This window comes from Rhodococcus sp. 05-2255-1e (assembly GCF_002259025.1).
Lineage (GTDB): Bacteria > Actinomycetota > Actinomycetes > Mycobacteriales > Mycobacteriaceae > Rhodococcoides > Rhodococcoides fascians.
In genome coordinates, this window is the sequence record NZ_NOZE01000021.1 from 1 (window position 1) to 20,135 (window position 20,135).

19 protein-coding genes are annotated in these 20,135 nt (G+C 65.2%); 8 read left to right on the forward strand and 11 right to left on the reverse strand.

The features are described 5' to 3' along the window. Positions 1 to 485: 485 nt before the first annotated feature. Complete coding sequence (locus CH262_RS14430) at positions 486 to 1,211, reverse strand: YoaK family protein (protein WP_048320416.1); 726 nt, start codon at positions 1,209 to 1,211, stop codon at positions 486 to 488. Positions 1,212 to 1,559: 348 nt separating this feature from the next. On the opposite strand from CH262_RS14430, the gene CH262_RS14435 reads away from it, so the two are divergent. Further along, positions 1,560 to 2,588 carry a hypothetical protein gene (locus CH262_RS14435; protein ID WP_053068873.1) on the forward strand — a complete coding sequence of 343 codons (1,029 nt, stop codon included), beginning with the start codon at positions 1,560 to 1,562 and terminating at the stop codon, positions 2,586 to 2,588. Between the two features lie 61 nt (positions 2,589 to 2,649). Here the strand turns inward: CH262_RS14435 and CH262_RS14440 are convergent, their stop codons facing one another. Continuing rightward, positions 2,650 to 2,961 (reverse strand): DUF4229 domain-containing protein, encoded by a 312-nt coding sequence (locus CH262_RS14440; RefSeq protein ID WP_008720486.1) that lies wholly within the window; start codon positions 2,959 to 2,961, stop codon positions 2,650 to 2,652. An 80-nt stretch (positions 2,962 to 3,041) separates the two neighbouring features. Here CH262_RS14440 and CH262_RS14445 point away from each other — a divergent pair, with 80 nt between their 5' ends. From CH262_RS14445 to CH262_RS14455, 3 genes are all read left to right on the forward strand, one after another. Continuing rightward, on the forward strand, positions 3,042 to 3,833 hold the full coding sequence (locus CH262_RS14445; protein WP_057479448.1) for a DUF3105 domain-containing protein: 792 nt from the start codon (positions 3,042 to 3,044) through the stop codon (positions 3,831 to 3,833). Next, the gene (locus CH262_RS14450) at positions 3,830 to 4,573 is read left to right on the forward strand and encodes a DUF305 domain-containing protein (RefSeq protein WP_094634702.1); all 744 of its coding nucleotides are present in this window, start codon (positions 3,830 to 3,832) and stop codon (positions 4,571 to 4,573) included. The genes CH262_RS14445 and CH262_RS14450 overlap by 4 nt, the downstream gene beginning before the upstream one ends. A 270-nt stretch (positions 4,574 to 4,843) precedes the next feature. Continuing rightward, positions 4,844 to 5,932 carry a M23 family metallopeptidase gene (locus CH262_RS14455; protein WP_235581815.1) on the forward strand — a complete coding sequence of 363 codons (1,089 nt, stop codon included), beginning with the start codon at positions 4,844 to 4,846 and terminating at the stop codon, positions 5,930 to 5,932. 84 nt (positions 5,933 to 6,016) lie between these two features. Here CH262_RS14455 and CH262_RS14460 read toward each other — a convergent pair whose 3' ends face one another. The 6 genes from CH262_RS14460 to CH262_RS14485 all read right to left on the reverse strand — a co-directional run bounded on the left by CH262_RS14460 (position 6,017) and on the right by CH262_RS14485 (position 11,666). Next, positions 6,017 to 6,973: a cytochrome c oxidase assembly protein gene (locus CH262_RS14460; protein ID WP_032382576.1), complete on the reverse strand. Its 957-nt coding sequence runs from the start codon at positions 6,971 to 6,973 to the stop codon at positions 6,017 to 6,019. A gap of 10 nt (positions 6,974 to 6,983) precedes the next feature. Continuing rightward, complete coding sequence (locus CH262_RS14465) at positions 6,984 to 7,583, reverse strand: copper resistance CopC family protein (RefSeq protein WP_052054830.1); 600 nt, start codon at positions 7,581 to 7,583, stop codon at positions 6,984 to 6,986. Between the two features lie 94 nt (positions 7,584 to 7,677). Beyond that, positions 7,678 to 9,450 carry an aa3-type cytochrome oxidase subunit I gene (gene ctaD, locus CH262_RS14470; RefSeq protein WP_052054829.1) on the reverse strand — a complete coding sequence of 591 codons (1,773 nt, stop codon included), beginning with the start codon at positions 9,448 to 9,450 and terminating at the stop codon, positions 7,678 to 7,680. Positions 9,451 to 9,536: 86 nt separating this feature from the next. Continuing rightward, the gene (locus CH262_RS14475; RefSeq protein WP_094681418.1) at positions 9,537 to 10,493 is read right to left on the reverse strand and encodes a M56 family metallopeptidase; all 957 of its coding nucleotides are present in this window, start codon (positions 10,491 to 10,493) and stop codon (positions 9,537 to 9,539) included. Beyond that, positions 10,490 to 10,843: a BlaI/MecI/CopY family transcriptional regulator gene (locus tag CH262_RS14480; RefSeq protein WP_032382574.1), complete on the reverse strand. Its 354-nt coding sequence runs from the start codon at positions 10,841 to 10,843 to the stop codon at positions 10,490 to 10,492. The genes CH262_RS14475 and CH262_RS14480 overlap by 4 nt, the downstream gene beginning before the upstream one ends. A gap of 25 nt (positions 10,844 to 10,868) precedes the next feature. After that, positions 10,869 to 11,666: a M23 family metallopeptidase gene (locus CH262_RS14485; RefSeq protein ID WP_094681483.1), complete on the reverse strand. Its 798-nt coding sequence runs from the start codon at positions 11,664 to 11,666 to the stop codon at positions 10,869 to 10,871. 193 nt (positions 11,667 to 11,859) lie between these two features. Here CH262_RS14485 and CH262_RS27660 point away from each other — a divergent pair, with 193 nt between their 5' ends. Beyond that, a complete protein-coding gene (locus CH262_RS27660) occupies positions 11,860 to 12,021 on the forward strand; it encodes a hypothetical protein (protein WP_179275013.1) in 162 nt (53 codons plus the stop codon). Positions 12,022 to 12,161: 140 nt separating this feature from the next. On the opposite strand, the gene CH262_RS14490 is transcribed toward CH262_RS27660, so the two are convergent. Then, a complete protein-coding gene (locus tag CH262_RS14490) occupies positions 12,162 to 14,201 on the reverse strand; it encodes a cytochrome c oxidase assembly protein (protein ID WP_094681417.1) in 2,040 nt (679 codons plus the stop codon). Between the two features lie 238 nt (positions 14,202 to 14,439). Here CH262_RS14490 and CH262_RS14495 point away from each other — a divergent pair, with 238 nt between their 5' ends. Beyond that, complete coding sequence (locus CH262_RS14495; RefSeq protein WP_032370892.1) at positions 14,440 to 15,363, forward strand: cation diffusion facilitator family transporter; 924 nt, start codon at positions 14,440 to 14,442, stop codon at positions 15,361 to 15,363. A 182-nt stretch (positions 15,364 to 15,545) separates the two neighbouring features. Here the strand turns inward: CH262_RS14495 and CH262_RS14500 are convergent, their stop codons facing one another. Together CH262_RS14500 and lspA are read right to left on the reverse strand one after the other, a co-directional pair. Continuing rightward, positions 15,546 to 15,959 (reverse strand): Rieske (2Fe-2S) protein, encoded by a 414-nt coding sequence (locus CH262_RS14500; RefSeq protein WP_057479439.1) that lies wholly within the window; start codon positions 15,957 to 15,959, stop codon positions 15,546 to 15,548. 205 nt (positions 15,960 to 16,164) lie between these two features. Further along, positions 16,165 to 16,680, reverse strand: a complete 516-nt coding sequence (lspA, locus tag CH262_RS14505) for a signal peptidase II (RefSeq protein ID WP_052054828.1) — start codon at positions 16,678 to 16,680, stop codon at positions 16,165 to 16,167. A 319-nt stretch (positions 16,681 to 16,999) separates the two neighbouring features. On the opposite strand from lspA, the gene lnt reads away from it, so the two are divergent. Then, complete coding sequence (gene lnt, locus CH262_RS14510) at positions 17,000 to 18,472, forward strand: apolipoprotein N-acyltransferase (protein ID WP_254924067.1); 1,473 nt, start codon at positions 17,000 to 17,002, stop codon at positions 18,470 to 18,472. A gap of 34 nt (positions 18,473 to 18,506) precedes the next feature. Further along, positions 18,507 to 20,132 (forward strand): cytochrome c biogenesis protein ResB, encoded by a 1,626-nt coding sequence (gene resB, locus CH262_RS14515; RefSeq protein WP_254924066.1) that lies wholly within the window; start codon positions 18,507 to 18,509, stop codon positions 20,130 to 20,132. The last annotated feature ends 3 nt before the right edge of the window (positions 20,133 to 20,135 follow it).

Genomic DNA, 20,135 nt, shown 5'->3' on the forward strand with positions numbered 1-20,135 from the left:
AACCGAACTCTGGTTGCTGTAGATCTTGAAGTCGAGCTCGCTGCCGGCGTCGACGACTCCCTCTGCGCCATTCCACAACGACACCAGGAAGAACGCCGACGTCGTCCTCACCGACGGCCTGATCTGGAACTTCGCCGACGCACACGCGATCATGCGTCAAACCGGACACGCCACCCCGGGCCTGGTCGAAATCTATGCCCGCGAGAACGCTCCGCTCGTCGGCAACGCCGTCACCGAACTCGGTCCGTGACGGCCGAGCGCAACTCCATCCGATGCAACTAACGGCATCGCTGACGCGTGGCATCGAGATCAGGACCAAGTGAGAAATGATGTGTATCGAGCCGAGCATCCTCTCCACACGTCCGAACCGATCGGTTCACGTTGCGCCAGTGTTACGTCGGTCGAGTCCGGGCGGGTTCAACCGGTTCGAGCAGAACAGTCTCGGGAGTGCGGACCCGTAGATTTTCGCCGGACGGGAAGAGGGCCTATCCCCACAGGGATCGTCGCTCGGTGTGGGTGAAGGTGAAGATGGTTGCCAGCAGGCTGATGGCTGCGGTAACCAGGAGTACTTGAGGTCCGGTGATCACGACACCGATCAGAGCCCCGGCTGCACCTCCGGCTGCGAAGGAGCCGAGAAGCATTGCGTAGCAAAGCCAGTCGAGGTAGGTACCGCCTCCCAGTAGGTGTCTCTCGATCCCTTGGCCCAGTTTGACGACGGTGCCGGTGACGTAGCTCAGGGGAATGTAGGTTTCTTCTCGTTTCGTGAATGCAGTGTTCAGCGCGCCGAGGGCGAACGCAACCAACAAAATGGGATAAAAATCTACGCCGTCGGACGACCAGCCGGAAACTCCGATGTCGATGAGTCCTGCCACGGCGAGCGCGATGGTCGTGACAACCGTTGCTCCGTGCGGGTGATTTGACCAGTATCGGCGGCGGCAGATCGACGCGATCACCACTCCCGCCAGAAAGGCACCCATCAACGCCAGTGCGGCCCACGGCGATGCGCCGGGTGCAACGGGCTTTCCTTCCGGACTGCCGAAATGGCCGATGACGGCGCGTTCGGTGTTGCCGGTCATGAACGTCACGAAATACCCCGCCGAATGCAGAAATGCGACAGCACCCACCATTCCGGCCAGCGCGGACAGTATCCACGACAGTCGAGCCTCCGCGCCGATGGCTGTTTCGCGGCTGAGCGCCACAAAAGATGTCATGTTTCGAGTCTCCGGGCTGTGGACGGTGCCGCAAGTCGATGAGGTGCAGCTCACTCGGTGGCTCTTCGGTCTTCGTATTCACTTCGGGAGCAATCGAACTGCCGCCTGGCCCTCGCCTGCCGACGACAGTGACAAGCCCACCCAGGGGTGTGATTTGCGTGCTCACGCAACACGAACTCGCCGCCCAACCGCGCGTGGTCAGTTCCATCCCTGGGCATGTTCGGCGGTTCAATATTGCGCCAGACCGGCGCAGCACCCCCGGGGATGGTCGGAATCTGCTCTGGCGGGAAACGAGTTTTGAGTGTTTCGACTCAGCGGTGTCGGTGCAGGTGGGTAGCGTCATTGACCGTGTCGCCCGAACGCAGCGCTACTCCGCCGAGCGGTTACCGCTACGAGTGGTCACTGTTTGCCGACTGGTGCGCCGCAACCGACGTCGAGCCACTCCCTGCCTCGGCTATGACGTTGGCGCAGTTCCTGACCGGTAATCCAGCCAGTGATCCTGTGCAGCTCCGCAGGGTCGCCGCGATCAACCGCCGACATCTCGATGCCGGTCACACCCCGCCCGGGCGTGCGGCAGCGCTGCGTATGGCGCTCGACTCCGGACGGACCGCACGCGTGGCACGTCGCGCCGAACACTACCGGGAACTGGCCACAGCGCTGCCCTTCCTGGGATCGACGCAGGCGCTGTTCGGCCGCAGGGACGCAGTTCTACTTCTGCTGTCCGGAGCTGGCCTGTCGCACAGAGCTATTGCGTCGCTCGATCGCTCGGACATCGCAGTCGACGGCGATGGTGTGTGGATCGATGGGCGGCACAGTATCTGGATCGCAGCCGATGAGTCGGAAGGCTTCAACCCCGCCGAGATCTGGGAACGCTGGCGTACTGTCCTGCGGTTCTCGGATCGCTACCCCTCGACGGCACTACTCACAGAGCACGTACAGGGGGACACTTTTCCCGATATGTCCAGGTGGCCGGTGCGTCCAGGCCCCGTCGCCGTTCCGATCGACCGGTGGGGTCACATGCCGTTCCCCGCCGACCCGATGACCCCGGCAGCGGTCGGGGCGGTCATCGCTGCTCACCGCTCCGGGCGACCGCCCCGGCACGACCCGCGCCCGCCCCTGTCGTGGCGACGCGGTCGTGGCGAGCGGGAAACGGACGTGACCGTCCCACCACCGCACCCGGTGTCAGCTGCACCAGGCTCGGACTACTACCGAATCGGTGTCGAAGCCCGCGGCCGTGCCCACGCCGCTCTGGCTGATGTGCCTGACCTCGTCGACGATCTCGAGTATCGAATCGAGGCTCTGATGCACCGCACCCTGGAACTACTAGACATCGAGCCGGACGCCGAAGCACCCATCGAGTGGGTTGGCGAACAGTGACCGACACGGACGATCCGCCAACGCCAACGCCAACGCCAACGCCGAAGTCCGTACGCCGACGTCACGGTTTGTCGGTGCCGGGTCGTCCCGCCGCGGGGCCTCGTTTCTTGATCGAGCGCGTGCGATCGACTGCTTCGATGTCCGCATTGATGGTTCGGCGAAGCTTCCTCAGGGTCAGTGCCGACAGCGGCAGGCTTGCTGCAAGTGCGCCAAGAAGAACCAACACGAAGGAAATGTCAAGGCTCGTCAGCGCGTCGACGGCCAAAAGTACTCCTGCGGCGACACACACGAAGAGCAGGCGTGCACCGTTGTACGCCAGTACATGAAGGGCAAGCTGCCCGCGAGCAGTTGAGGGTGCGCGGAACACCGGCATGGGCCGTCCTGTCGTGCGTAGGGACTTTCTTGGACCTTCCATCAAATACTATGGTGCATAGTATTTGACGGAGGAGCAATATGAACAGCAGCAGAAACCCCGCCCGAGGCCGACGGAGCTCGACTCGGCGATCACGCCCAGCCGGAGTGCCCGGGGGCGTACGCGCTCCCTGGACGGTGATCGGCGCGGGTGTCGTCATCGTCGTGCTCGTCGGTGCGATCGGATACAACCTGGCCCCCCGCGTCCTCGAACGCAATCAGGCCGAGCGGTTCGCGCCGACCGCCGACGACCCGGACCCCTCGCGCGGCATCGACGGCGTCGTCGAGGTCGAGTATCCGGCAGCGCGGCACGTCGAACCAGCTCAGAGAGTTGCCTACGATCGGAGTCCGCCGTTCGGCGGCCCTCACGACCAGACCTGGGCGACGTGTACCGGAGTGGTGTACCCCGTCCCGCTACGCAGCGAGAACGCGGTTCATTCGCTCGAACACGGGGCGGTGTGGGTGACGTACGACCCGAACCGGGTCTCCTCCGACGAGGTCGGTTCACTCGCCGGGCGGGTCGAGGGCGAGCCCTACACGATGATGTCGCCCTACCCGGGCCTGACGGCACCGATCACGCTGCAGTCGTGGGGTCATCGACTCGAGCTCGACAATGCCTCCGACCGGCGCATCACTCAGTTCGTCGCTGCTCTGCGACAGAACCCCTCGACCCACCCCGAGAGCGGAGCCAGTTGCTCGACCATTCCCGGCGCGTTCGATCCCGACAACCCGCCGCCGTTCGACGCCAGCGAGCCAGGACCGGACGCGGTGCCCCTCGAGGAAGACCCGGCCCTCGACAGTGCGCCAGCGCCGATGGGGGAGGGGAGTCGATGACCGTGCACGGCCGGACCGACGATGCCCAGATCGACGATGCACAGAATGACGCCGCGGAAACGGGACCCAGATCCAGGCCCAGGGCACTGCTCATCGGCTTGGCGGTGACAGCCCTCGTCCTGTCCGGCGTCCTCATCGGCGTACTGCTCACACCGGACGGCGCACGAGTGGCCGTACCCGCATCGGATTCGGTGGATGTGGGTTTCGCGCAGGACATGTCGCTCCATCACAACCAGGCGATCGAGATGTCGGCGATGGCGTTGGGACGCTCGACGGATCCGGTCATCCGGACCCTCGCCTTCGACGTGTTGACCTCGCAGCAGAGCCAAGTCGGCACTATGCAAGGCTGGTTGACACTGTGGGACAGGCCATATCTGCCAGACGGCCCGCCGATGACGTGGATGACCGAGGCCAGCTCGACAGAGGGTCACCCGATGGACATGAGCGCGTCCGCGAACGACAGCGGACAGGACGCGAGGTCGATGCCCGGCATGGCCAGTACCGCCGAGCTGACGGCACTTCGCCGGATGAACGCCGAAGAATTCGACGGCCGGTATCTGCAACTGCTCCGCCGCCACCATCGTGGGGGAATCCCGATGGCAGAGCTGGGAGCGGCGAACGCGACAGTTCCCGCTGTCGCCGCGCTCGCAGGCTCGATCGCCTCGACCCAAACCGCCGAGGTCGGTCAGATCGATGCCCTACTGAGCGCACACGGGGTCTCACCGTTGCCGGAGAGCTGACGCCCATATCGAAATACTATGTTGCATAGTAATAACGATTGGGATGACCCCCATGACCGGCACCGGCACGCATGGAACGGCGTCGAATCGTCGAGTTACTGTGCAATGCACTCACTTTCGACGCCGACGCGATAGGCGAAACAGCGATGAATTCAGTCGAGCGTGTGACAGAAGGGGCTTGTGGTGTCGATGGGACCACGCAACACTGACCCACGGCCGACACGGCATCCACTGCGGTCGCGACCGGCATTCAACGAGAAGGGTGACCACGTGAACAACGCGGGAAAGACGACGCCGAGCGGCGGTCGACGTCGCGCATGCCGAGGTGCGCGGACATACGTGATCGTCGGTGTCGCACTCGGTGCGGTGTTCCTGCACGCCCCGGTAGCCGGAGCGAATCCGGGTCAACCGGCCGCGAAGTCCGGGGACGAGGTCGAAGGTCAGCAGACCGCCGACGCCGTCAGCCGGTTGATCCGCCTGGCCGATCGGGCCGCGACAATCGGTACCGATCCGATCGCGGTGGCAGATCTCGCAGCTTTCGCATCCTCGTCGTGGGCCGCCGCCCAGGCCGGCGGTGTCATCGCGGACACCGCCGGCCCCGTGTCCGCGTCGGCAGGATGCATCGTCGACGCCATCGCCCGAGGAGTGTCGAATGCCCCGGCGCAGTCCCTGTCCTGCCTGGCCCCGTTGGCTACTCTCGACCCACTCCTGGCCCTTCGTATCGCCACATCGCTCCAGGTCGACGCCCTCGACCCCGCGGTCCCGCACGACGGCGACCGAGGGGGGGAACAGGATCCGGTGACGGGCAACACCGGCCGCGATTCGCCCGTGCCAGACACCACTGCGCCTGAGACGAGTGTGCCTGAGACGACTGCGCCCGAAGATTCTGTTCCTGATGCAGCACAGCAGCGAGGTTCCACGTCCGGTGGCTCGGCCACCTCCCGAGGTACTGCGTCTGCTGTCGCACCCAGCGGTGGACTGGTCACCTCGAACTTCGGCACCCGGAGCGGGACACAACACGGCGGTGTCGACATCGCCGACTCACTGGGCTCGCCGATCGTCGCCGCGGCCGACGGGACTGTCATCAGCGCCGGGCCCGCGCAGGGCTTCGGGCTGTGGGTTCGGATCAGACACGACGATGGATCGATCACCACCTACGGGCACAACAACGGAAATTCGGTCACGGTGGGTCAGCGCGTCCGTAAGGGCGATCGGATTGCAGAGGTCGGGAACCGCGGTAATTCGACGGGTCCGCACCTGCATTTCGAGACCACATCTCCCGCGGGGCAGAAGGTCGATCCGCAAGCCTGGCTCGGTGAGCGGGGAGCCAGAATCGGGGCGGGCACACGTGCGCGATGAATGCGCCCGATCGTGCCCTTGCCAGTAAGCGCGATCAGGCGATGAGGTCGCGGCAGTCCCCGAGCGCAGGACGGCCGCGACAGCTCAGGTGCGTTGACTGGTCTCGCTACCGATCTTTTTCAGGAAATCGTTGTAGGCGTTGAGTTCGCTGTACCCGTCCTCTTCGGCGTGCCGGTCCGCGGCAGCCGATTCCTCTTTTTCGTCCCGGTTCCACCGAATACAGAAGATGAGCACGACCAGCAATGCCACCGGCTCACCGTAGGACCACGCCAACGCTCCGGCGAGCTTCTGATCGGCTACCGGATCGACACCCCAGTCCGGGGGTGGGAAGGCGAATGTGGCCAGCATGGGGGTGCTCGACATCATCAAGATGACACCGAAGAACACATGCAGCGGCATCTCGACGAACAGGTCGAACAAACGGCCCAGATTGCTCTGCCGAACGGGGAGGGGGCCGACGGCGAGCACAGGGATGATGAACAGCAGCCCGCTGGCGAAGAAGAAGATCTCCATCGACACGTGGCCGATGACTGTGACCGCGAGAACATCGAAGATCGACGACAGATACAGGCCGTAGTAACTGAAGAGGAACAGCGGGATCGTCAGACCTGGATGTAGTGCGATGCGCCCGGCGCGGCTCCGCAAACCTGTCAAGGCGGCGATGAGTACCCATCGGCCGACGCCGTAGTGGGAGGTGGCCCGCAGCAGTAGCCGTCCAGGGGAGCCGACCACCAGCAAGGGTGGAACAAGCATCGACAACGTCAGATGCTGGAACATGAACACGCTGAACAGGCTGTAGCCGTAGCGTTCGATCTGCAGTCCGGTCACCAGGACCAGCGCCGCGCAGCCGATGAGGAAGCTGAAACTGCGCCCGCGCGACCATTCGATACCGCGGCGTTGGATCCGAATCAGTCCCCAGCAGTACAGCCCGGCCATCACGATGCCGGCGATCGGCAGGATCGGGAGCGGTGGAAGATCCCAGCTCAGTAGCGCTGCCAGCGTCGGGGGAGCCTGTGGGGGATCGACGGCAGCGATGTTCATCGGCACCCTGTCATTGTTTGTTCTTGCCTCGGATCACCAGGGTCAGGGCGATAGCGGCGAGCGCGATAACCGTGATGCCCACGATGGAGAGCAGCATCATGGTGTTCTGTTTCGGTGGCCGGTCTTCGCTGGCGGAGGGATTGTTGGGATCGTAGGGCTGCGTAGCCGTGGTAACAGGAGTCGGCGAGGTCGAGGTCGCACCGCTCTGCGACTGCTGTGCAGCGGCGTCCTGAGGGGTGGCGGTCGCCGCAACGTCGACGGAGAAACCGTACGACCCGGTGATCGGGTGCCCGTCCGCGGAGGTGACACGGTAGCCGACGGTGTACTCCCCGTTGGGGAGTCCGTCCTGGAGCAGGACCGATACGTCGGGGCCCTCGACCGTGGCCGTTCCCTGTGCCCACTGAGTGTCGCCAGGACCCACGACGCTGATGGTCGCGAACGATTCGTTGATGTCCTGGTTGAACACCAGACCGACACCGATCGGCGCGAACTCGAGTGTGGCATCGGCGGGCGGGTCGGAGCTGACCAGCTCACTGTGCGCCGACGCCGGCGCTGCAGCGAACAATGCTGTCCCGCAGATCATCACAGCGATCAGCATCAGACGTTTCACGTGGGGTACTCCTCTGTATCGAGCCCGACCCAACAACTACGGGACATAGTAGTAGGGAGGGCGGTTTAGCGGTGGGTCACTTCTGCGGCGATGGTTATTTCACCGGGTCCGGCGGATCGGATCGTTCACGGCCGGCGATGGCTTCGGTGATCACTTCCGAGGGCGCGATCGAATCCGAGTGCGGGCCACCGACGTGCTGCTCGGCGCGGATGCGTTCGACCATGTGCGGATAGTGAAGCTCGAACGCCGGCCGCTCGGAGCGGATTCGGGGCATCTCGGTGAAGTTGTGCCGCGGTGGTGGGCAACTGGTCGCCCACTCGAGGGAGTTACCGAATCCCCAGGGGTCGTCGACGGTGACCACTTCGCCGTAGCGGTAGCTCTTGAAGACGTTCCAGATGAACGGCAGCGTCGAGGCTCCGAGAACGAACGATCCCACGGTCGAGACCTGGTTGAGGGTGGTGAACCCGTCGGACGGGAGATAGTCGGCGTAGCGGCGCGGCATTCCTTGCGCTCCGAGCCAGTGCTGGACGAGGAAGGTGGCGTGGAATCCGAGGAACGTCATCCAGAAGTGCCACTTGCCCAGTCGTTCGTCGAGCATGCGGCCGGTCATCTTCGGGAACCAGAAGTAGATGCCCGCATAGGTCGCGAACACGACCGTTCCGAACACGACGTAGTGGAAGTGCGCGACGACGAAATAGGTGTCGGTGACGTTGAAATCGATGGGCGGGCTCGCCAGGAGCACTCCGGACAACCCGCCGAAGACGAACGTGATCAGGAATCCGATGGAGAAGAGCATGGGGGATTCGAGGGTGACCTGGCCGCGCCACATGGTGCCGATCCAGTTGAAGATCTTCACCCCGGTCGGCACGGCGATGAGGAAGGTCATGAACGAGAAGAACGGCAGCAGCACGGCGCCGGTGGCATACATGTGGTGCGCCCACACCGCGATGGACAGAGCTGCGATGCCGACGGTGGCGTAGATCAGACCCTTGTACCCGAAGATGGGTTTGCGGGAGAAGACCGGGAAGATCTCCGAGACGATTCCGAAGAACGGTAGCGCGATGATGTAGACCTCGGGGTGACCGAAGAACCAGAACAGGTGCTGCCAGAGCAACGCCCCGCCGTTGGCGGGATCGAAGATGTGGGTGCCGAGTTTCCGGTCGGCGAGCAGGCCCATCAGCGCCGCGGTCAGCAGTGGGAACGCCAGCAGGATCAGGATCGAGGTCACCAGGATGTTCCAGGTGAAGATCGGCATGCGGAACATCGTCATTCCCGGTGCGCGCAGGCACACCACGGTGGTGACCATGTTGACCCCGCCCAGGATGGTGCCCAGGCCTGCGACGAGCAAGCCCACGATCCACAGGTCGGATCCGATACCGGGGGAGTAGACGGCGCTGCTCAACGGGGTGTACGCGGTCCAGCCGAAGTCGGCGGCACCGCCGGGGCTGATGAACCCGGCGGTGGTGACCAGTGCGCCGAACAGATAGAGCCAGTAGGAGAAGGCATTGAGCCGGGGGAAGGCGACATCGGGTGCGCCGATCTGCAGCGGCAAGATGTAGTTGCCGAAGCCGAAGACGATCGGGGTGGCGTAGAGCAGCAGCATGATCGTGCCGTGCATGGTGAAGAGCTGGTTGTACTGCTCGTTGGAGAGGAACTGCATTCCCGGAACGGCGAGTTCGGAGCGCATGATCAAGGCCATGAGGCCGCCGACGAGGAAGAATCCGAACGAGGTCACCAGATACATCAATCCGATGACCTTCGGATCGGTGGTGGTGACCATCGTGTGCAGGAACGACCCCTTGCGGGCCCCGCGGGGTGGATAGGGGCGAACCGCCGGCGCAGCCGGAGGAGATGTCAGCGCCGTCATGGAACCACCTTCGAATCGCACGCGAATTACAGGACGCGTCCGACAGCCTAACTCAAATACTATGCACCATAGTATTTAGGGGTGGTTCAAGTCAGCAGGACCGCGCACGCTGCGGCGGAGACCGCACTGAGGGTGAGGATTGCCATGGCGGCCGGCACCACGAGCGGCAGCACGGCGGCGGCAGCGTAAGCGCCTGCTCCGGTTCGGCTCGGTGTTTGCGCGCTCGTATCGAGGTGATGCAACCGCGCGGCGGTCGAGTCCCCGATCAGGCCCAACGCCCACAGTGGCCGCGCTGAATGCGCCTGCGAGACCGTCGACAAGGCCGAACGCACAGTGTCGGCGCTGGTGACCGCGGCCGCGGACCGGTCCGCGGCGACCTCGACCAGAACCCGCACCGCTGCAGGTGCTGCGGCGAACAGGGGAACGCGAGGAAGTGCTTTGGCCAGGATCTCGCAGATGTTGACGATGCGGTGGTGGCGCCCGCGCAGGTGGGCACGTTCGTGTGCGATCACAGCTCGCTGCTGATCGGGATCGAGATGGGCGAGCAGGCCTTCGGTGGCCACGACGTAGCCCGGGCGACCGTCGATGCTGTAGGCCAGCGGGAGCGGGTGGTCGAGCCACATGATCGGTTCGGGTCCGGGGTCCGTGCGCGCGACGACGGCGATGACATCGCGGTGATAGTCGCGGACTTTGGACCGGGCTCGAAGCTGACGGCGAGTCGAGCGCAGGACGCGCGCCGACGCCGACGCCGCGAGGACGACCGATGCCCCGGCTACAGCTTCCCCGATCCACGGCTGGGCCGCGTGTTGCAGCGATCCCAGACAGCGGACGGCAAGTTCGACCATGCCCTCAGCGGGCGCATGGCCGGGCCAGAGCAACACGGCTACCGCGGATCCCACGAGAAACAGCACCCCGGCGATGCTGCCGATCCATGCGGTCAAGGCGAGAGTAGGGCTCACGGTGCGGGTGAGAGAGGTCAACGGCTGCGGCAGGGCGACGGCCGCGATGATCGCCGCGAGGAGCAACACCAGCGCGACGATCACCGGTTCACGTCCGGCAGGTTCCCCCGCAGAGCGTCGAGCTCGTCGTCGGTGACGGTTTTCGCGAAATGCATCAGCACCGCGGCCGAATCGGTACTGGTGTCGAGGATTTCGCGCAGCGCCTGCGAGGTGGCCTCCGCGCGCGACTGCACCGGGGAGTACAGGTACGCGCGTGACTGCTTGGTCCGCTCGACCCACCCCTTCTCGTGGAGATGGGTCACGACGGTCAGGATCGTGGTGTAGGCGGGGTTTCTGTCGGCCATGAGTTCACGCAGGTCGTGGACCGACTGTGGTCGGTCACATTCCCAGAGCACGTTCATCACCTCCGCTTCGAGATCACCGAGCCTTTTCATCGCCAGATCTTCTTTCCTTGTCGTGTCAGGTGATATCGACTCCGCGTGCCGACAGCCACGCCGTCGGGTCGGACTTGGCACCGTCGGGTTGCCACACTTCGTAATGCAGGTGGGGTCCGGTGGATTGGCCTCGGTTGCCTACCGTAGCAATGAGCTCGCCGGCTTTCACGCGTTGACCGGCGGTGACGAGCGCCTGGTCTATGTGCCCGTACACCCCGATCGTGCCGTCGTCCTGACGAATACGCACCCACAGGCCGAACCCTTGCGCCGGCCCTGATTCGATGACCTCACCGTCGGTCACCGATACGATCGGCGTCCCGATCGTATTGGCGATGTCGAGTCCGTAATGCGTTGTCCCCCAACGTGGCCCAGAACCGGAGGTCAATGTGCCCGACACCGGCACCACCGAGAGCGGGCGGCGCGCCTCGGCGTCGCGTGCTGCGCGCTCCGCCGCCCGAACTCCCCCCTCGGCGAGTTGCTCGGTCATGCGCTGCGCGAGTCGGCCGACGTCGAGATCGGGCAACTGCAACACCTGCGGGGGTGAGGCAACGACCGGGCTCGGCGGCAGGACGCCGGCGGGAGGTCGATCGATACTCGCAGCGCTCAGTGCCACACTGTCCTGCGACCCGGTGTTCGGAGACGTCGCTGCCGCGGAAAGGAAGGCACCGACCGCGACCGACGCAGCGATGGCGCGGCCACCCGGCTTCGGCACCCGGCGGCGATGAAGTCCGCGGCGAGCACTTCGCGACACGGGCTGGACTACATCGCGGTCACCCTCGTTGTGCGTCGTCTCGTCCGGACCGGCCACGTGCGCCGCCCACATCGACGCGGTAGCGCCCGCGCCCGCGGTGTCCCAGGCGTCGCTGACCGCGTGAGCGGTTCCATCCGGTGCGGGCGTCTGCGCCGCGGGCGTGTGCTCGTCCTCCGACAGAGTGTCGGAGTACCCGGCATCGGCGGGCGACTCGGTCACGAAACGTGAGGGTGCGAAGTCGGCCCGTCGATGACGGGGGCGATCGGTGAGCGCCGTCGGCCTGTGGCCGACGGGCATCGAGATCACGCCGGCGCGCGCCGGCGCTGCGCAGTCGTCGTCGATCGGATCGGGTGTGCGGTGTCGGGCCAAGATCACAATCCTTGGTGGCTACGAGGCCGAGGCCTCGCTCGAGATAACGAAATGGTGACGGTCAGGCCACAGGTTACTACTATCGACCATAGTTTTTCCATCCCACTCGACCCGGATTCGCCCATACCGCTGGTCACGGTCCTCGGAGGACATCCCCCGCACTGCGGCGACTCTGACCGTGAACGGATTCTGCGGGTATCAGGGGTGATCCCGCCGAGAGGACAGGCCACCGAGCATGGTGTTGTACGCCTCGAGTTCGGTATCACCTTGATCGTCGATTCGGCGATCTCGTTGCCGTGCAGCGCTCTCGTCGGCCGCCGACCACCGGACCGCGGCGAGAACCGCGGCAGCGAGCAACGGCAACTCGCCGATGCCCCACGCCAGAGTGCCGCCGCGCCGCTGGTCTGCCAGCAGGTCGGCGTTCCAATCCAGACGCAGTCCGCTGTAGAAGCTCGCTCCGAGCGCGGTCTCGAGATCGATCGTCACGACGAGGAAGAATGCGAACCCGGCCAACGCGGTGATACTCGCGAGCAACTTCGTCAGTCCCGCGATCGGTCTCGGTACCGGGTCTTCGCCGACCGTGCCCCAGAACATCACCATCCCGACGGTCAGGAACCAGCCCTTCATCACCATGTGTGCCACATGCGAGTCGGCGACGGTGTCGAACACTCCGCCGGGGTAGAGCAGGTAGAAGCTGCTCAGGAACACCGTGGTGCTGACCCACGGGTGGATCGCGATCCGGGCTGCTCGGCTGTGCCATGCAGCCCGGAGCCATTCGCGCGAGCCCGGTGCGTCGGCTGCCGGCGCGGTCGGCAGGACCGAGGCGAACAAGGTGGCCGGTCGGCCGAGGACCAACAGCAACGGCACGGCGATGGCGACCGCGGTCAGTCCCGCCATGTGCACGCTGAACATCGCCGGGCTGTAGAGCCCGACCCCGGACGAGGTCGCCACGAGCAGCACCGCAGTGCCCATCAACCAGCTCGCTGTCCACCGCCTCTGCCATGGCAGGCCTACCCGCCGGCGGCGCCGCACGGCCACCAGGTACAGGACGGCCGCGATCACCGCAGCGGAGCCGAACACCAGGTCGAAACGCCACTCGAACGCCAACCGCGCAGCGGTGGGCGGGCCGTCCAACACGTAGCCCAAGGCTTCTTCGTGCGCCTGAGGTAGCGAGGCGTCCTGCGGCGGGGGCGGGGGAGTGCGACCGAGTGCAACCGCCAGGCCCACTGTGGTGACGAGAACGAGGGTCTCGATCATCGACAACGTGATCAGGGATCTGCGGTTCTCGGGATCGTGGGCCAGAGCGCCGACCGTTCGTCGTCGCTGTATCCACCCGAGGGTCCCCACGATCGCCAGGGCTGCGATCTTCGCCAGTATCAGAGCGCCGTACGTCGAATCCCACAGCGACGTCACGGGTACTCGCACGGCAGCGTTGACCACTCCGGAGACCGCCATGATCACGAACGCAACCAGAGCGAGCGTCGAGTAGCGGCGGGTCGCGACGGCAAGGTGTCCACCCCCGCGCAGCGCATGAGCGAGAAGTGCGAGGAGTCCGCCAACCCACAGAGCGGCGGCGAGGATGTGCAGGATCAACGAGTTCGTCGCGATGTCGTGATTGCCGCCGGTCGAGGAGTGGCCGGTGACCGCGCGCGGGATCAACGCGAGCATCGACAGGGCGAACAAGGCGGGGGTCCACCGATGCCGCAACACTGCCGCGCATGCTGCGGCGGTGATCGCCGCGACCGCAGAGGTGATGGCCCATGCAGTGGAGGCCTCGACATCGCCGATCGCACCGAGGAACTGCACCGGTTGCGCCGCAACGGATCCGACAGGTTGACCCGACGCGTCCGAGAGTGTCAGCGGCACCAACGCCGCCGCGCACACCGCCCACACAGCGGAGGCCTTCGCCGCGGTGCGGACGGCGATGTACCCGTCGATGGCGAGCACACCCGACATTTGGGGAGGAACGAGGAACGCTGCGAGAAGCAACGACCCCACCGCCACGACCGCGGCTACCTCTCCGAGCGCGGTCAGCGCCGGAATACCGTAGGTCGTGATCGGTCCCGGATCGGGAAGCCCGAGCAGAATCAGCGCCTGCGACGTCGACAACGCCGCGAGCGCAGCGGCCACCACTGCCGCGATCGCGGCCCACAGCAGCATCACCTGCGAACCGGAGCGTCGATTCACCGGACCGCGGGTCGAGAGTGCGGCTTCGGTGGCCATGTCGTCGGTGGCCATGACGCGGCACCCCTTACGTGGATGATGTGTGGCGGGAAAACTGTCGGCCGGCAATATCGGCACGGCTGCGCGACCAAGTCGCGCAACCGAGATCGAACTACTACGAATCATAGTTCTGCGCCGACGCAGTGCGGCCGCGCGGGCAGCAGCTTCCAGCGAACACGACACTTGCATATATGCGCATATCGCAATATGTTGTGTTCCTGCTATCGAACCACGCCGAGAAGGGGTACCCACGATGGGACACGGACATGGCCACGGGATAGAGCCGGGATCGCCGGCGAGCGCATCCGGTAAGCACCTCGGGCGACTGTGGATCGCTGTCGGTCTCGGGGCGGTTACGTTGGTGACGCAGGTGGTAGTGGGTCTGTCCACCTCGTCGCTGGCGTTGTTGTCCGATTCCGCACACGTGTTCACCGACGTGTTCGGGGTCTTGATGGCGATCGTGGCGATCACACTCGCACAGCGGCAGTCTCGCAAGACCGGCCGCACGTTCGGACTGTATCGAGCCGAAGTGTTCGCGGCTCTGTTCAATGCAGTGCTGCTCTTCGGTGTCGCTGGGTGGATTCTCTACGAAGCCGCGCAACGCATCACGAACCCACCGGAGGTGCCCGGGATTCCGGTCATGTTGGTGGCACTGCTCGGTCTGGCCATGAACCTCATCGCGTTCCTCCTTCTGCGTAGTGGTGCGAAAGAGAGCCTCAATGTTCGGGGTGCGTATCTGGAGGTGATGGCGGACATGCTCGGCTCGATCGGAGTGCTCGTCAGCGGACTGGTCACCGTCGTGTTCGGGTGGCGGTACGCCGACCCGGTCATCGCGGTCGCCATCGGGTTGTTCGTTTTGCCGCGTGCATTCACTCTGGGGCGTCATGCCGTACGAATTCTGCTGCAACACGCTCCGTCGGGCATCGATGTCGCCGCCGTGGAAAAGGCCCTGACCGGTGTCGACGATGTCGAAGAGGTACACGATCTGCACATCTGGACACTGACGTCGGGGATGGAGGTCGCTTCGGCGCATCTGACGGTCGCCCCGGAGGCCGAGACACCCCGGGTGCTCGCTGCAGCGCAGCAGGTTCTCCGCGACGAGTTCGGTCTCGAACACGCCACTGTGCAGGTCGAACCCCAGGAAGGCGAAGGCCGTTGCCGAGAGGTCAATTGGTAGGCAGGTCTCGACCCGGTGCGAGATCGGCACGCCGTGCTGTCGTCGACACGGCAGCGATGTACCGGAACCGGCACCAGTCGGGTGGGGGCACAGAGTGGGTCCTCGATTGCCGCACATCGGCCCGGTCGACACCGTTCACCCCGAACCCGTCCACCTCGCATGTTCGGCCGCCCGGTGATGGATCAGTCGACTGTGAGGGTATCTACGGTTCTGGTCACGGCGCGGTTCGGCAGTGGCTCGGTAGCGGGGCTGCGCACGACCACCCCGTCGGTGATCGAGAAGGCACTGTTGTGGCAGGGGCACTCGATCGTGCCGTTGCGGACTCGGTTCACTGTGCACCCTTGGTGAGAACAGATAGCCGAGAAGGCCCGGAAGGTACCGGGTTCCGGTTGGGTGACGACGACCTGCCGGTCGGCGAGCACGATTCCACCGCCGACAGGAACATCGTTCACCGACAAGGTGATGGGACCGTCGGAAGCGGTGTCCTCACCGGACGGGGCTTCGCCGACGCTGCATCCGGCGGCAGCCAGGCACGCTGTAGCGCAGCTCGTAGCGAGAAAAATACGGCGCGGTAGCGCCGGGATGTTGTCGCTCATGCAGCAGGTTCCCCTCGGTGCGCCTCGGTGCGCCTCGGTGAGCGAGAGGCGACGATCGCTTGTCGGTGGTTGTGGTCGAATATGTTTCGAGCCGTTCCGGTGTCGATCACTCTCACTGTTCGAGCGAATCAGCAAGATTGTCCTGTCGCGAATGTGTCTGCACTGCTGGGCATTCGATTCGAGCACCGAGGTATCTCATGCAAGTTCACGATTCGGCGCTGTCGGGCACTGCGGGCCGAGGGGTAATCTTTGTGGCCTCTCGCGTGAACAGTGCCGCCCCGATCATCAGCACCACCCCGCAGGTGATGTAGATGTCGGCGAGGTTGAATGTCGGCCACCAACCGGTGTGAAAGTAATCGGTGACCGCGCCGTCGAGGAGCCGGTCGAGGACATTCGAGAGTGCACCGGCGAGGACCAACGACAGCGCTGCCGTGGTGACCGGACCCGCGTGAGGCGCGGTACGCCACCCGTAGATCGCCAACCCGGTGGTGATCGACGCCGTCACGGCGACGACGACCCACACGGGCAGAGAATCACCCAGGCTGAACGCCATTCCGCGATTGAAGGCCAGTCGCAGCTCGAGTATCCGCAGCGGAATCGTCGAGCCGGGCAACGCCGCCTGCGCCCAGTAGTCGACCAGTAGAGCGGCAGCGACCAGAGCCAGGACAAGGGCGGTTGCGGCGGCGCGGAGCCGAGCGGCTGCGATGGGGGAGCGGGTCACTGGTCCTCGTTCTCGGGTGTACACCGTGCGTACGTCCGGGTGCACCGCAGACGGTGCAGGTGACCCCGGATTTGCCAACACTTGAAATACTATGCACCATAGTAGTTGATGAATACCGTCGATTTCTCCGCCACCCGATGCGTCGTGTCGCCGTGAGGGCGGCGGCACCCTCGTCATGAGGGCGATGCCCGATGCCGAACCCGGGCCCGGACCGTCCTGCGTCGACCGAGGTCGAGTGTGGCGGCTGTATCGGACAAGTCGAGGTGAAGGGCCCCGAACCTGGGCACGTCTGACCGCAGCGGCAACTTCGGGGCTGGCGATGTACGCCACGTTCCCGCCCCTAGATCTGTGGTTTCTCGCTCCGGTAGCAATTGCAATGCTGCTGTTGGCTGTGCGCGGGCGAGGGGCGCGTGCGGGGGCCGGCTACGGCTTCGTTGCCGGCTCGGCGTTCTTCGTGCCTCTGCTGCCGTGGGTGGGGGAGTACGTCGGATCGGTGCCGTGGCTGGCGCTGGCCGTCGTTCAAGCCCTCTTCGTGGCGATGTTCGGCGCAGTAGCGGATCGGATGTCGCGACTGCCGTGGGGGCCGGTCTGGGTGGCGAGCGCCTGGGTGGCGATGGAAGCGGCACGATCTAGGATCCCGTTCGGCGGATTCCCCTGGGGCCGCATCGCATTCGGTCAATCCGACGGGCCGCTGCTGCCTCTGGCTGCGTTGATCGGCGCACCGGGGTTGTCGTTCGTCGTGGTGCTGATCGGGTCCGCTCTGGCCGGCGCTGTTGCCTCCGATCGCATCACCCGCAGAACTGCAGCAGCGTCGTGCATCGGTGCGGCCACTGCTGTAGGGGCGCTCACGATGGTGGCCCCACTGTTCGCTCCGCCGCAGCAGGACACGGTCACCGTCGCCTTGGTGCAAGGCAACGTCCCGCGGCTCGGTCTCGACTTCAACGCCCAACGACGAGCGGTGCTCGACAACCACGTTCAGCGCACCATCGAGCTCGCCGACGACATCGACTCCGGCCGCGTACGCGCACCCGATCTGGTCATCTGGCCGGAGAACTCCTCCGACATCGATCCCCTGCGCAACCCCGATGCCGCCGCACGTATCGCCGCCGCGGCCCGCGCCGTCGGTGTGCCCATTCTCGTCGGCACGGTTCTCCGCCGAGACGACGGCACCACGAGCAACACCTCGATCGTGTGGGATCCGGTCACCGGGCCCGGGCAGAGGCACGACAAGCGGCAACTGGTGCCGTTCGGGGAGTACCTGCCGATGCGCACGATCGTCACCGCACTCTCTCCCTATGCCGCCCAGGCAGGAAACTTCACCCCGGGCCAGGGCAACGGCGTCCTCGACCTCGCCGGAGTGCCCGTGGCGGTGGCCACCTGCTACGAGGTCGCCTTCGACTCGTTGCTCACCGACTCCGTGCGCGCCGGTGCCCAGCTGATCGCAGTGCCCACCAACAACGCCACTTTCGGTCGGACGAACATGACCTATCAACAACTCGCCATGTCGCGGGTACGAGCGGTCGAACACGGGCGCAGCGTCGTCGTGTCGGCCACCAGCGGCGTCAGCGCCGTCATCGATGCACGCGGGGAGGTCGTCGGGCGCACGGAGCTGTTCACCCCCGCAGCTGTCGTCACCGAGGTGTCACTGAGCACCACCCTCACCCCGGCGACGATCACCGGCAGCGTTCCGGAATGGATTGCCGCCACCGGCGCTGGTGCAGCACTGGCGTTCTCGCTGCTGCGCCGACCACGCTCCATCACACCGAACCCCGCAAACTACTATGTCGCGTAGTATTTAGATGGTGGTCGGTGAAGGGCGTGCGGAGATGACGATCGACGAACACCCCCGTGCGCACTCGCCGGGACTGGTGCGCAGAACAGTGGCGATGCTGCGCAACCGGTGGCGACAACTGACGTCGATGCGGACAGCGTTGGTGCTGCTGTTCCTCCTCGCCGCCGCAGCTGTCCCCGGCGCTTTGCTGCCGCAGCGCAATCTCAATACCCAGGCCGTCGATTCTTTCATTGCCGCGCGTCCGGTTCTCGGGCCGGTGATGGACACGCTGGAATTGTTCGACGTGTTCGCGAGTTCCTGGTTCACCGCGATCTACGTCCTGTTGTTCGTCTCGCTGATCGGCTGTCTGACTCCCCGGTTGATCGAGCACGGCAAAGCTCTTCGCGCACAACCTGTTCGAGTACCGCGAAACCTCACTCGACTACCGTTGCATCATTCGGGCACCCTCGCCGGTGACCCCGAGAAGGTGATCGCCGACATCGCGCGGCACTTGAAAGGGTGGCGTACCGCCGTTCGACCCGAGCCCGATGGGGCACTGACTCTCTCGGCGGAGAAGGGCTACACCCGCGAGGCCGGGAACCTGCTGTTTCACTTCTCGCTGATCGGTCTGCTCGCCGCTATCGCGATCGGCAAACTGTTCGGCTACGAAGGCTCGGTCATCGTCATCGCCGACAACGGGCCCGGTTTCTGCAACACCTCGCCCGCGATCTACGACTCCTTTCGCGCCGGTAACAGCACCGACGGCACCGGACTCGAGCCGTTCTGTATCCGGGTCAGAGATTTCACCGCCGACTACCTCGAGAACGGTCAGGCCGAGATGTTCACCTCGAACATCTCCTACCAGAGCGCCGACGACATCGCCGCCGACACCTGGCGCGAGTATCAACTCAAAGTCAACGAACCCCTCCGGCTCGGCGACGAACGCATCTACCTCACCGGACACGGCTACGCCCCCGAGTTCACCGTCACCTTCCCCGACGGCCAGACCCGCACCGAAGCCCTGCAGTTCCGCCCCGACGACGCCACCACGTTCCTCAGCAGCGGCGCGCTGCGATTCGACCCACCCGGGGGGACCTACGCCACCGCCGCCGAACGCCGCCGAGGGCAGATCGCCATCGAAGGACTCTTCGCGCCCACCGCGCAATTCAACGGAAATCTGCTCTCCTCCCGCTTCCCGGAATTGGTCGATCCCGCTGTGGCAGTGGACATCTACAAGGGCGACACCGGTCTCGACACCGGCATCCCGCAGTCGATCTTCTCCCTGGACCAGGAGATGATCAACCAGGGCCGGCTGGTGAAACAAGACCGGGTCAACCTGCGGCCCGGAGAATCGACAACCCTCTCCGACGGCACTCTCGTCCGGTTCGACGGTGCCAAGGAATTCGCGAATCTCCAGGTCGGATACGACCCCGCGCAGCGGTGGGTCCTCGTGTTCGCGGTCACGATGATGACCGGACTGCTGGTGTCCCTGGTCATCACACGCCGCCGCGTCTGGTTCCGGGCCCACCTTGGCGAACACGGTCTCTCGCGAGTGGACATGGGCGGCCTGGCTCGCACCGATCACGCCGGCTGGGGACCCGAATTCCAGACCCTCCGGTCACAGATCTGGCCGCAGGCAACTTCGAGCGACTCCGAGACCCACGACAGAGAAACGGTGTAACAC

Bases quoted from the DNA above. Each gene is read 5' to 3' on its own strand.
- CH262_RS14440 (WP_008720486.1), bottom strand. From the start codon at position 2,961: ATGCCGGTGTTCCGCGCACCCTCAACTGCTCGCGGGCAGCTTGCCCTT.
- CH262_RS14495 (WP_032370892.1), top strand. From the start codon at position 14,440: ATGGGACACGGACATGGCCACGGGATAGAGCCGGGATCGCCGGCGAGC.
- CH262_RS14450 (WP_094634702.1), top strand. From the start codon at position 3,830: ATGACCGTGCACGGCCGGACCGACGATGCCCAGATCGACGATGCACAG.
- CH262_RS14500 (WP_057479439.1), bottom strand. From the start codon at position 15,959: ATGAGCGACAACATCCCGGCGCTACCGCGCCGTATTTTTCTCGCTACG.
- CH262_RS14480 (WP_032382574.1), bottom strand. From the start codon at position 10,843: ATGAAAAGGCTCGGTGATCTCGAAGCGGAGGTGATGAACGTGCTCTGG.
- CH262_RS14445 (WP_057479448.1), top strand. From the start codon at position 3,042: ATGAACAGCAGCAGAAACCCCGCCCGAGGCCGACGGAGCTCGACTCGG.
- CH262_RS14485 (WP_094681483.1), bottom strand. From the start codon at position 11,666: ATGTGGGCGGCGCACGTGGCCGGTCCGGACGAGACGACGCACAACGAG.
- CH262_RS14460 (WP_032382576.1), bottom strand. From the start codon at position 6,973: ATGAACATCGCTGCCGTCGATCCCCCACAGGCTCCCCCGACGCTGGCA.
- ctaD (WP_052054829.1), bottom strand. From the start codon at position 9,450: ATGACGGCGCTGACATCTCCTCCGGCTGCGCCGGCGGTTCGCCCCTAT.
- CH262_RS14430 (WP_048320416.1), bottom strand. From the start codon at position 1,211: ATGACATCTTTTGTGGCGCTCAGCCGCGAAACAGCCATCGGCGCGGAG.
- CH262_RS14490 (WP_094681417.1), bottom strand. From the start codon at position 14,201: ATGGCCACCGACGACATGGCCACCGAAGCCGCACTCTCGACCCGCGGT.
- resB (WP_254924066.1), top strand. From the start codon at position 18,507: ATGACGATCGACGAACACCCCCGTGCGCACTCGCCGGGACTGGTGCGC.
- lnt (WP_254924067.1), top strand. From the start codon at position 17,000: ATGTACGCCACGTTCCCGCCCCTAGATCTGTGGTTTCTCGCTCCGGTA.